This window comes from Armatimonadia bacterium (assembly GCA_039679385.1).
Lineage (GTDB): Bacteria > Armatimonadota > Zipacnadia > Zipacnadales > JABUFB01 > JAJFTQ01.
In genome coordinates this window covers 1-11,687 of sequence record JBDKVB010000055.1, presented here as the reverse complement: position 1 = coordinate 11,687, position 11,687 = coordinate 1, and the positions used below count along the sequence as shown (strand labels likewise).

The window sequence follows — 11,687 nt, the reverse complement described above, 5'->3', positions numbered from 1 at the left end:
CAGCGCGTGCAGACCGTCCCCTGGGCCCAGAAGTGGTTCGCCCAGGTACTCGCCGAGGCTGACCGTTGGGTCGCCAGGGACGACGCCTGGTTCGCCGATCTCCTGCCCGAGCAGGGAGCCTGCTTCGCCTACGGCTTCACCGGCTGCCCGATCTGCGGCGCCAGTTGGGGCACCTGGGGTGGAGCCCGCTGCAGCTTTGACAAGCCACGCCAGGTGACCTGCGGGAAGGGCCACGTGCTGCCCGACAAAGACCACCCGGATTCCGGTACCGGCTACCTTGGCCCCGACGGGCGGATCCACTACTTCGTCGGTTCCTACAACGCCTGGATCGTGGAGCAGTTCCAGTCCACCGTACTGCAACCCCTCACCCTCGCCTACACCCTCACGGGACAGGAGAAGTATGCTCAGAAGGCGGCCTTCCTCCTGGACCGGCTCGCCGACCTCTACCCGACCTGCGACAAGGGCTCCTGGGACTACCCCAGCAACCCTCCGAGCGGCCGCTTCTGCCGTCCCTGGTACCAGGTGGCCCGTGTACTCATCTATTATGTAGATTGGTACGATCAGTTGTTCAACAGTCCGGCCCTCGACCGGCCCTCCATCCGAACCGGCATGTCTCGACGCCAAAACATCGAGACGAACCTGCTGAGCAACGGCGCGAAGTACTGCTACGATCAATCGCTCCACGGCGGCCTCACCAACGGCGAGGCCGACTATATCCGCGGATCCCTTGCCGTCGGCTGCTGCCTGGGCCTTCCGTGGTACGTCGACTGGGCCTACGATGGCCCCTACGGAATCCTGAGCATGGTGCGCAACAACGTCGACCGCGACGGGCAGTACTACGAGACCTCGGCAATGTACTCCGACCACACCCGCAACCTCTACCTCACCTTCGCAGAGCCCCTCCTCAACTGGCGCAGCGACAAGTATCCGACCGGCATCAACTTGTACGACCTGAAGCACTTCCAGTCCTTCTATGAGTTGCCGAATCTGACTCTCAACTGCCTGGGCAAGTCGCCCCGATACGGTGACTCCGGCCCCGATACCGGCCGCTCGTACCTGCCTGATCCCTTGTATGCCTCCTTCGACTATCGCCTGGCCGAGAGGCTCTATGCCCGGGTGAGTGGCGCTGAGGACCGTGCTCACTTCGGGGCGCTCCTCAACTACCTGTGTGCCGGTGACGTGGAGAAGACCCGCGCGTCTGATGGTGAGACGGGATGGCTGGTGTTCCATGCCGCCACACCGCCTGCACCGGCAGCGGCTTCCACGGCCGACTTCGGCCGGCGCATGACCGCGAGCGACATCCTCGGGCAGAAGGGTTTCGCCTTCCTTCGCGCCGGGCAGGGCAAGGATGCCCAGGCGGCCCTCTTGCGCTACGGCCCCTCACTCAATCATGGCCACCTGGACGACCTGAACCTCAACTACTACGCCCTCGGCTACGAGCTGACCTATGACCTCGGCTATGGTCTCGGCAGCACTCACACACAGGTCGGCTGGTCGCACCAGACCGCCAGCCACAATCTGGTCCTGGTGGACGAGAAGTCCCAGGGCGGCGATAGCAAGGACACCGGCGGAAGCCTCCAGGACTTCGCCGACCTGCCGGGCCTCAAGCTCGTAGAGGCGTCGGCTGAGCCGACCTATTCGGCCCTCGGGGTCCAGACTTACCGTCGTCTCCTCGCTCTGGTCGGCGATGGCCCGGACCGGTACCTCGTCGACGTCTTCCGCGTCCTCGGCGGCAAGCAGCACGACTACCTGCTCCATGCTCTCGGTGATCAGGCGGTGTTCTCCGGGGTCGAGCTCGGAGCCAAGGAAGCAGGCTCCGTAGCCGGTCCCGACTTCTCCTGGGGAGCGCTGCAGCTCAATGACGGCGACATGAAGGGAGTGCCGAATCGGCCCTACTGGAATCCGCCCCCGGGGAATGGCCTGGGGTTCCTCATGGAGCCGCAGCGTGCCGCCTGTGATGGCACCTGGCAGGCAACCTGGGCCCTTCCGGACCGCCAGTCCTTCCTGCGGCTGACCATGCTCGGGCAGCCGGGAACCGAGGTCATCACCGCCTGGGCCCCGGGCATCCTTCCGAATCAGCCCAAGACTCGCTATGCCATCGCTCGGCGCAAGGCACAGGAAGGACCGCTCTCAAGCACCTATGTCGGCGTGCTCGAGCCCTACGGGCTGCGCGCCTTGGGACCGGCTACTGAGGCCGACCAAGTCGTACGACAGGCAAAGGCAACGGCCGGCGAAACGCGCTACCTGACCGACCAGTCCCTTGCCCTGTACAAGGCGACCAGGGCCGGAGACGAGCTGACCTGGCCCTTCGAGGTCACCACGACAGGCGAGTATGCCGCCTTCCTGGATCACTATGTGTCGCCCTCCTACGGCACCGTGCAACTGCTGGTCGACGGGCAGCCCCTCGGTGCTCCTGTGAAGGGTACCGCGTCTGAAGTTGCACCGGCCGACACCCTTCGTCTGGGTCGGGTCAGCCTCTCGCAGGGGGCCCACACCGCCTCCCTGCGGCTGGTCGGCGATGATGGCAACGGCAACTACTGGTTCGGTCTGCGCGCTCTGCGCTTCACCCCGGCCGATCAGGAGGCCTTGGCGCAGCCAAGGCCTTTCCTCGAGCGGGTCCTGCCACTCACCTGCGACGACACCTCGGGCTCAGTTAAGCCCGCCGGTCTCAAGGTACTGCTTGCGGACACTCCCGGCGCCTGTGACCTGATAGCTTCCGCGGCCGATGCCGACCGTCTCCGCACTTTCTCGGGCGCGGACTCCTCCCTCTCGCTGCAGGGGCGTTTCGCGCGTGTACGCATGAACAAGGGCGCTGAGACGATCCAGCTTGTTGGGGCCTCTCAGCTTCGCCTGGGCGAGACCGAAGTCGTCTGCGGCCAGGCCGCCTATGCAGGCCGGCTGCGACGCGTCGACGACGCGCAGGCGGTCGTTGATACCCCTGTGAAGCTGCCGACCGATGGCCGCCTGAACGGTCAGATGATTCTGTTCGACAACCCTCTGTACAGCCGCAACACCGCACACCGCATCGCCCGCGTTGAGCCCCTGCCGGACGGCTCGCGCATCTTCCTCACCAGCCCCACTCTTGCCCTGGGGACCGGCCTCGTCGACGACGATCCCGTCAGCGACACCGAGGTTACCAGCCTGGTGTGCAACGACTATGCGCGCGGCGTCGGCCGTCAGGGCACCCGGTACTTCGCCGGGAAGCTGCTCAAGGGTGATGGCTTCGAGACGCGCGTCGTCGCGACCCAGTACGCCCAGCCCATGGTCTATGACGTCGAGAGCACTCGGGGGATGTCCGCGGGAGCCACCTTCACCGTGATGGACCTCCAGCCCGGCGACAGCTTCCTCATCCCGACCACGGCAAGCCTCACCCGCCAACCCGATGGCAGCTACTCGGTCCAGGCCACCACGAGCGTGGTCCTCAGACAGGCCGGGAAGGTCCTCGCGAGCAAGGAGTAGCCCCCGCTGACGCAAACAGAAGGGCCATCGTGCAAGCCTCGCACGGTGGCCCTTTTTGTTGCCCCTTGAGGTGCTCGTCACTTGCGGACGCTGCTGGGTGTCAGTCGTGGAGGTCCTTCAGGAGCCCGAGGGCGGCGTCGACAAGCTGCTCCTCGGCCTGCGGTCCCGGTGCGCTCCACGTCGGCTCGTAGCCTCCCTCGCGATGGGCGCGGGCAGTGGAGATGTAGCCGACTGAGTCGTTGCACAGGCTGATGATCGCGGTGACCGGGAAGGGCGAATGCTGTTTGATCTGCAGGCCGATCTCCGCCATGATCTCACCGGGCAGGCCCACGGCCGCCCAGTCCCCAAGGCGCACTCCCCACAGTTCGGTGTCGATCGCCTTGCGCTCGGCGAACCGCTCGGCCATCGCGACCTGCTGGCGCTGGGCGGCAGCGGCCGGCGATTCGGGGTCAGGACAGGCAGCCAACTCCGCACGCGCCTCTTCGACGCTTGGCATGTCCTTGATCGCGAGGGTGAGGTCGCGGCGGATCGCCCGGACCGGCACCTCCTTCGCGCAGCTCTGGACCTGATACCACTCACAGGCCGCTGCCGAGCCGAGAGAGCGACCGACTCTGGTCCGCGAGGCCCCGGCACGCCACGCGGGAACCTGATCTCCTGCGCAGCCCAGGGAGAAGGCCAGGGGGCAGCCCACTACCGCCTCGAAGGCCTTTCGGGCCTCACCGGGGTAGTCGGGCGAGAAGGCGTAGAAGTTGTCGTCGCCGCCGACCACGGGGTGGCAGGCGAAGTTCACAAGTCCCAGGAAGGGCTTCCCCTCCTGGTCCAGGAGCTTGAGGAAGGGAAGCTCGGGGTCGCTGACGCCCGCACACATCCCCTGCAAACCCTCCAGGGGCGGACTTAGCCGCGGGCCCTTGTCGCCGCCACGAACCCACTGGCGCCGCATCTCGCTCCCGGCATGAGCAGCCACCATCGCCTGCTCCGGCGGGAGCTGGTAGCTCACCACGGTCTGTCCCGTCGTCGTCACCGGCCGCCGGTTGAAGCTGATCGCCTCGACCCAGCCGTTACCCCAGCCGGCAGCCACCTCAACTCTCCCACGCCACGCCTCACCGAGAGCTCCGGCGATGGTCCGTGCAAGGCAGTCCAGGTACGCTTCACTCACCCCGTGCTTGAGGTGCTCGGGCAGGTATCCCGCGAGCCGAACCTCAGGGCCCCAGTGGGTGTGACTCCCGCACAGCATCACGTTGTCGGGCGCAATCTCGCCGGCCTCTGCCACAAGGCTCCGGACCTGGGCGACCAGCTCACGGCTGACGGCAATCAGGTCGCAGAAGACCATTCCGGCCGCCTGCTCACCATCCTCGACAACCAGCGCACAGCACGACAGGGGCGTCTCGATCGACTCGGAGCCGTGGTCGCGGGCTCCGTAACCGGCCATCGTCACCCCGATCGGGGGCGTGATGTCGGCGATTGCATATCCGGCCTTCAAGGCTGGCATAGCGAACCTCCCTTGTGATCCCTGCGAAGCGCACTACTCGGCAGCACGTCGGCTATCCTGCCTCATCATCGCTGCCCGGGCGGCCGACGATCCCGCCGCAGTTGGGGCAGATGGCTACCTGCTCTTGCACCGTCAGCCTGTGACCGCAGAAGCCACAGCGAGCCAGGACAGGCTCTCGCAGAAGGGCCGGTGCCTGGTCGTCACTGTGCTCGGCCTCCGTCCTGGTCGCCTCGCGCCGCACACGAAAGCGGAGACGCTTGGACCGAGGACGCGCAGGCTCCTGCGGCTCGGGCAGATCGAAGCTGAGCTGTTCGTCTGAACCCTTTTTCATTGCACCGGTCCTGTACAGCGTCTTGAGGTGCCACTGTCTCCGGCGTGGCAAACTCCCCAAAACACAAACGCCGGCCGCGATGTCGTTACTTCGCGACCGGCGTCGAATTGCCCTTCCAGACCCACGGACAGGTTGGCTAGCAGAACTGCGCATCCGTGACGATGAACCGGATGCCCGGGCGGACCGGGAAGCTGTCCTGCACCTCGTGGACGTCGTCGATCATCGGCTGAACCTTCTCCTCTTCAACCGCCATCATGATGACGTCGTTGAGGCCCGGCCAGATGGCGGTGCCCTGCTTCGGCCCGCCCTCTCCGTTGCCTGAGTTGTTCTTCCAGGTCGTCCAGCCCTTGATCCCGTGCTTCTCCAGGACTTCCATGATGTCCGGGCGCACGCCCTCGTCGAAGATGAGGAATACGAGTTTGAGGTTCTTCATCCTAGCTGCTCACCCCCGCTGTTGCCGGTCGAGTCTTCCTCAGTCTTCGGTTCAGTCGGCGGCATGAGCACCGGCGGAGGAGGTGGGACCGCGGGCGGCTGCTCAGTAGGCGGCGCCTCAGCCTCCGGAAGTGGCTTCACCGGCGGCAGCGGCTCGGAAGGTGGGCCGAGGGGCGGAAGCTCATCGTCGTCTCCGCCTCTGCGCTTCGCCAGTATCCCCGCGAGACCGATGAAACCGCGACCCATGCGGCCGAAGAAGACGCCGACCTGATCGAAGATGCAGTAGGTCGCCGGTACGACCAACAGCGACAGAAGCGTCGACAGTGCAAGCCCGAAGATGACGACGACGGCCATCGGAGCGCGCCACTCACTACCTTCGTTCACTGCCAGAGCGGTGGGAAGCGCGCCACCGATAGCCGCGAGCGTAGTCATCAGAATCGGCTTCATTCGGGTCGGGGCCGCCTCGAGCAAGGCATCAGTCCTCGATAGGCCGCGTCCACGTAAGGTATTGGTGAAGTCGACCATCAGGATGGAGTTCTTGCCGACGAGACCCACAAGCTGGATAACACCGATCATCGCGATCATGCTCATGGCATTGCCTGTCACCCAGAGTCCGACCACGCCGCCGACCAGCGCCATCGGGATCGTCAGCATGACGTTGAGCGGCTGGAGCAGAGAGTTGTACAGAGCCGCGGTGACCAGGTAGACCAGGGTGATGGCCAGGAACAGGGCCTGGAAGAGGTAACCAAAGGACTCGCCCTGCCTCTTCACATTCCCCGCCCAGGTCGTGGCTACTCCCGGTATCGGGTTCGCGTCCAGAATCTTATTGATCTCCTGCTGGGCGGTACCCAGCAGAATCACCTTCGAGTCGAGGGTCGCGGTGACGGTCGTCATCCGCTGTCGGTTGTACCGCTCAATCCGGCTGGGGCCTGTCGACAGGAAGACCCTTGCCACATCCCTGAGCCGGACCCTCTGCCCTGAGGTCGTGAGGCCAACAAAGATGTCGCCGACCTCGTTCACGCGGCTGCGGTCTGGCTGTGCATACTGCACCCGCATGTCATACTCTTCGCCGCCTTCTCGGTACTTGGCGTCGGTGTTCCCCGAGATGGCGGTGCGCACCGCCTTGCCGATCGTGTCAACAGACAAGCCCAGGTCAGAGGCGCGGTCGCGGTCGATCTGGACGTGAATCTCCGGGCGTCCCGGCTTGGAGGACAGGTCCACGTAGAGCAGACCGGGGATCTGTTTGATCTTCTGGGCAAGCTGCACAGACGCCCGGCCCAGGAGCTCCTGGTTCTCGCACAGGACATTCAGCTCGACGTCTGCGCCACCGCCTCCGCCCATGCTACTCTCGGCCGTGACCTTTGCAGTCACGTCCGGGATGCTGAGGATGTCCTGGCGCAGGGCCGCTACGACCCCTTCGTCTGAACGCTGGTTAGCCTCGACGCGCACTCGACGTCGCGACAGGAAGGCGCGGACGATGCCGTACTGCCCGCCGCTGCCCTTGGCTCCCGTGACGCCTACCGACTGCACACCCACCACACCGGCCACGTGCTTGACCTCGGGATACTTGGACCGGTCACTGAGGAGGCTCTCGATCTGTCGTACGACCTTGTCCGTCTCCTCAAGGCGTGTCCCCACCGGCATCTCGATTGAAGCCTGTACCTGGCCTTCGTCAGAAGCGGGGAAGAACTCAAAGCCCAGCCTCGGCATGATCAACATCACAGTGGCGATCAGGATGCCGTAGCCGATGAGCAGCGTGACGTACGGGTGAGCCACCACGCGACGCAGCACAGGCCGATACACGTGCTCCAACCTCGCGTACCCGCGGTCCCAGGCTCTGAAGAAGGCCTGCCAGATCCCGCCACCGGTATCTTCCCGTCGCTCTCTGCGAGTGTACCACCAGGAAGCAAGCATTGGCGTCAGGGTGAAGGACATCAGCAGCGAAAACAGCGTGCATACGAAAGCCGTGATACCGAAGGGATAGAAGAAGCGGCCAACGATGCCGCCCATCATGGCAATCGGGACGAACACGACGACGTCCACGAAGGTGATGGCGACGGCAGCGCCACCTACCTCAGTACGTCCGTTGTAGGCGGCTTCCTTCGGTTGCTCACCCCTGCGCAAGTGGCGCTCGATGTTCTCCAAAACAACAATCGAGTCATCCACCAGAACACCGACCGCAAGGGAGAGTGCGAGCATCACCATCATATTCAGGGTGAAGCCGAAGCCCAGCCCAACCGGCAAGAAGGTTGCGACGATAGAGGTCGGGATCGCGATGGCAACGATCAGCGTACCACGGAAGTTGTGCAGGAAGAGGAACACCACGAGGGCCGCAAGCAAGGCGCCGTACAGCAGAGCGTCGCGGACGTCCTTGACCGACTCCAGAACGCGTTCGGAGCTGTCCTGGGCAACGACTGCCTTGATGTCGCCCGGCAGTTCACCTTTCTTCGAACCGGCCGCTTCCGCGCCCTTCGCCTCTCCCGCAGACGTCTCCTCGATGGACCCCAGCAGTTCCTCAAAGGTCTTGCGCGCGCCGCGGACGACCCCAACGGTGTTCGCGTCCGACTGCTTTACGATGGAGACCATGACCGTGGGCTTGCCATCGATGCGAGCCAGCGTGTCACTCTCGACGACCGTGTCCTGCACCTCGGCCAGAGTGCTCAGCGGGACTATGCCACCCAGGGGAGTGCTGACCCGGAGACGCCGCATCTGGTCGACGGTCGAGAACTGGCCCAGCACACGCACGGCATAGTCCCTGCGGCCTTCCTTCACGTTGCCGCTGGGGATGTCGATGTTCTCGCCTCTCAGAATCTCGGCGAGTTTCGAGATGGACAGCCCAACTGCGTCGAGGCGGTCGCGGTGTACGAGGATCTGGATCTCACGCTCTTCGCCACCCGACACACTGACGCTGGCAACACCGGTGACCTGTCCAAGTCGTGGCTTGATCTCGTCGTCCACGAGCTTGCGTAGGTCGCGAGGCGCCCTGTTACCCGAGATCCCGACCACGAAGATCGGCATTGCGGAAATATCGATCTTGTATAGCGAGGGCTGCGTGACGTCGTCCGGGAAGCTTGCCTTGGCCCGGTCGATTGCGTCGCGAACGTCCGCCGCTGCGGCATCGATGTCGGTGCCGTACTTGAACTGGATCGTCACGTTACCCATGTTCTCGTAGGCTGTCGAGGACACGGTATCGGCGCCATTGATCACGCTGACGGCATCCTCTACCGGCTTCAGAACCCGCTGCTCGACTTCCTGCGGGCCCGCGCCCGGATAGGGGACCGTCACACTGACGACCGGGATGTCGATTTTGGGGACCAGGTCCCAGGGCATGCGACTGAGGCCCACAAGGCCCATGATCACAAGCCCCAGGATGAACATCGAGATTGTGACTCGACGGCTAATGGCAAGCCTGGTTAACCACATAGGAAGAACACTCTCACCGTGGTAGCACTTGGTTGTGCGGCACCCTCAGGCAGACTGCTGCGCCTGGGGCAACGGAAGGGCGCCGCAGCATCAGCGGCGCCAGGCATGTCTTCGTCCAACAGACTCGCCTGCACACCCGCGGTTAGCGCGGCCTTGCGGGCGCTGCGGGAGCCGGTGCCGGTTCACTGATCACTTGGTTGGCCCCGGCGGCGGGGGCTGCCGGCACGTTCTGCGCCTCTGTTCCCTGCGTCGTCCCTGCCTCTGCACCCGCCGCTCCCGGCTGGTCGGACTTCTGCACCGGCTTCACTGCCTGTCCGTCCGCCAGGGTTGCCTGCGAGGTACACACCAACATCTCACCTGCACGCAGGCCCGACGTGATCTCGATCTGCGAGGCGTTGGTGATGCCCAGTTCGGCCTTCCGAACCTTCACCACACCGTTCTCCACCACGTAGACCAGACGGTTAGCCCCCTGCTCAACTACGCAGTCGCGCTCGACCACGATCACATCGTTCTTCTCGGCCGTCACGAGCTTCACGCGCGCGAACATGCCGGCCTTGATAAGCCCTTCAACGTTGTCGACCTCGAGGCGCACAAGGTAGTTGCGCTGGTCCTTCTGCGCCTGCGGAGTGATCGCCGCCACACGGCCCACGAAGGTCTTGCCGGGCAGACCGTCGACCGTCGTCAGACCTTCGTCGCCGAGCTTGACCTTGTCGATGTCCAACTCGGTAACATTGGCTTCGAGGCGGATCGGGTTCGAGTTCACGATACGCATGACGGACGTACCGGTTGCGGCGCCTTCACCCACGTCCACGTTGCGGCTGGCAACGACACCGGAGATCGGCGAGAAGATGCTGTACTTGCCCTCGCTGGTCCGGGCGTAGTCCTTGCTCGCTGCGGCCTGGCCCACACCTGCTCGGGCGGCATTGACGCCCGCCACTGCGACGTCGTACTGACCACGGGAAGCGTAAGCCAGTCGCAGGCTCTCTTCGGCCTGCCGCAGGCCGACTCGCGCCACTTCCAGGTCTCTCGCAGCAATCTCGACCTGTCGCCGTCCGGCCTCGGCCAGACGCAACTGCTCCTGGGCTCGGTCGACCGCCAGGGAGGCCACACGCTTCTGCTCCTGGCGAGAGCCCTCGCGGGCCAGGCTGAGGGCCTCACGGGCCTGGGTCACAGCCTGCTGGGCGACCTCATACTGCGTCCGGTAGCTGTCCAGCGTCGCTTCCGCAACCGCGCCCTGCTGGTAGAGCCGCTGGTAGCGTTCGTAGTCGGTCTTGCGCAGCGACAAAGTGGACTCCGCGGTGCGTACCGAGGCCTCCGCCTGGGCCAACTCCTGCGTCCTTGCCCCGGCAGCCACATCACGCTGCTGGGCCTGGGCGCTGGCCAGGGCGACCTTCGCCTGCTCGATGTCGCTGTGAATCTTGTCGGTCGTGTACCTGTAGGAGGCCTGAGACTTCTGGAGCTGCTGCCTGGCCGCCGACAGCCCGGCATCGGCCTGTCGGATACCAATTGAAGTCTGCTTGTCGGTGAGCTTGGCGCTGGCCGATGACTGGCGCAACTGTGAGGTCGCAGAGTCGACGCCACGCTCGGCCTGCACACGCTGCTTGGACACCAGTGCCGTGTCCAACTGCACCAGCAGCTCGCCGGCCTTGACCACATCGCCGACGTCACGGGTTACGGCGACGACCTTCCCAGAGGCTTCGGAGACCACATCTACCTGGTCCGTCGCCTGGCAAGTACCCGTGAGCTCGAGCTCATCCTGGATCGTGCCGCGCTGTGCAACCACTACGGACACAGGGGTCGCGGTCTCGCCCGGTTTGGCGGCGGCTGCTCCCGGCTTGCCCTTACCACGTCCACAGCCTGCGAAGCCGACCAGCAGTAGGATGGCCACCCCGACAACCAGGCACACGACAGCGATCAGGCGCAACTGCCGAGGTTCGAGCCCCGTGCTCTTATCCCGCAGGTTAGGGTCCTCCCGCGGGCTGGTTTCTGGTTCTGGTGTTGTGGGAACGCTCGGGATCACTTGGACGGTCCTCCCTCATTGGCGCCCCAGAGGCCCACTGAGGAGCGCAACTGGGCGATGGCAAACTCCAGGTTGTACTCTGCGTTCACGACTTCGGCTCGTGCGGCCGCGAGGTTTGTCTCGGCATCGATGACCTCTACACCCAGCGCAATGCCGCCCTCATAGCGCACCTTGGCGATCCGGGTCTGCTCCTCCGCGTTCACTACGCCTTCTTTGGAGACCCGAAGCCGCTCCTGGGCGTCGCCCAGATTCAGGTACGCCTGCGTGACCGCCAGGCCGATCTCCTGTTTCGTCTTCTCAAGCTGCAGCTTCGCGGCGTCCACCTGCGCCCTGGCCTCTTGGATCGCCGACTCGCGCTCCCTGCCATCCAGGATCGGCTTCTGAGCGGCCACCGCAACCTGCCAGTTCGTGGGCTCCGACCCGAAGGACGCCTTCGTGTGCGTCACCCCGGCCGCGAGGCTCACCGACAGGGCACTTGTGGACTTCGCCAGTTGCAGGTTCGCTTCCGCCAGCCTTACCCCGGACGCGGAGGC

At 64.9% G+C, this 11,687-nt stretch carries 7 protein-coding genes; 1 reads left to right on the top strand and 6 read right to left on the bottom strand.

Annotated features, from left to right (window positions below; genetic code table 11):
• Positions 1 to 3,459: heparinase II/III family protein (locus ABFE16_05995; GenBank protein ID MEN6344839.1), on the top strand; the 3,459-nt coding region annotated here is incomplete at its 5' end.
• A gap of 100 nt (positions 3,460 to 3,559) precedes the next feature.
• On the opposite strand, the gene ABFE16_05990 is transcribed toward ABFE16_05995, so the two are convergent.
• From ABFE16_05990 to ABFE16_05965, 6 genes are all read right to left on the bottom strand, one after another.
• A complete protein-coding gene (locus tag ABFE16_05990) occupies positions 3,560 to 4,948 on the bottom strand; it encodes a neutral/alkaline non-lysosomal ceramidase N-terminal domain-containing protein (GenBank protein ID MEN6344838.1) in 1,389 nt (462 codons plus the stop codon).
• Between the two features lie 52 nt (positions 4,949 to 5,000).
• Positions 5,001 to 5,279: a hypothetical protein gene (locus ABFE16_05985; protein ID MEN6344837.1), complete on the bottom strand. Its 279-nt coding sequence runs from the start codon at positions 5,277 to 5,279 to the stop codon at positions 5,001 to 5,003.
• Between the two features lie 136 nt (positions 5,280 to 5,415).
• A complete protein-coding gene (locus ABFE16_05980; GenBank protein MEN6344836.1) occupies positions 5,416 to 5,712 on the bottom strand; it encodes a PG0541 family transporter-associated protein in 297 nt (98 codons plus the stop codon).
• Positions 5,709 to 9,134: an efflux RND transporter permease subunit gene (locus ABFE16_05975; protein ID MEN6344835.1), complete on the bottom strand. Its 3,426-nt coding sequence runs from the start codon at positions 9,132 to 9,134 to the stop codon at positions 5,709 to 5,711. The genes ABFE16_05980 and ABFE16_05975 overlap by 4 nt, the downstream gene beginning before the upstream one ends.
• A gap of 142 nt (positions 9,135 to 9,276) precedes the next feature.
• A complete protein-coding gene (locus ABFE16_05970) occupies positions 9,277 to 11,154 on the bottom strand; it encodes an efflux RND transporter periplasmic adaptor subunit (GenBank protein MEN6344834.1) in 1,878 nt (625 codons plus the stop codon).
• Positions 11,151 to 11,687, bottom strand: a 537-nt coding sequence (locus ABFE16_05965) for a TolC family protein (GenBank protein MEN6344833.1), incomplete at its 5' end; no start/stop codon positions are given. The genes ABFE16_05965 and ABFE16_05970, both read right to left, overlap by 4 nt.

What these genes read in the sequence shown, in the direction of transcription:
- ABFE16_05990 (MEN6344838.1), bottom strand. Translation starts at nt 4,948, where the DNA reads ATGCCAGCCTTGAAGGCCGGATATGCAATCGCCGACATCACGCCCCCG.
- ABFE16_05985 (MEN6344837.1), bottom strand. Translation starts at nt 5,279, where the DNA reads ATGAAAAAGGGTTCAGACGAACAGCTCAGCTTCGATCTGCCCGAGCCG.
- ABFE16_05980 (MEN6344836.1), bottom strand. Translation starts at nt 5,712, where the DNA reads ATGAAGAACCTCAAACTCGTATTCCTCATCTTCGACGAGGGCGTGCGC.
- ABFE16_05975 (MEN6344835.1), bottom strand. Translation starts at nt 9,134, where the DNA reads ATGTGGTTAACCAGGCTTGCCATTAGCCGTCGAGTCACAATCTCGATG.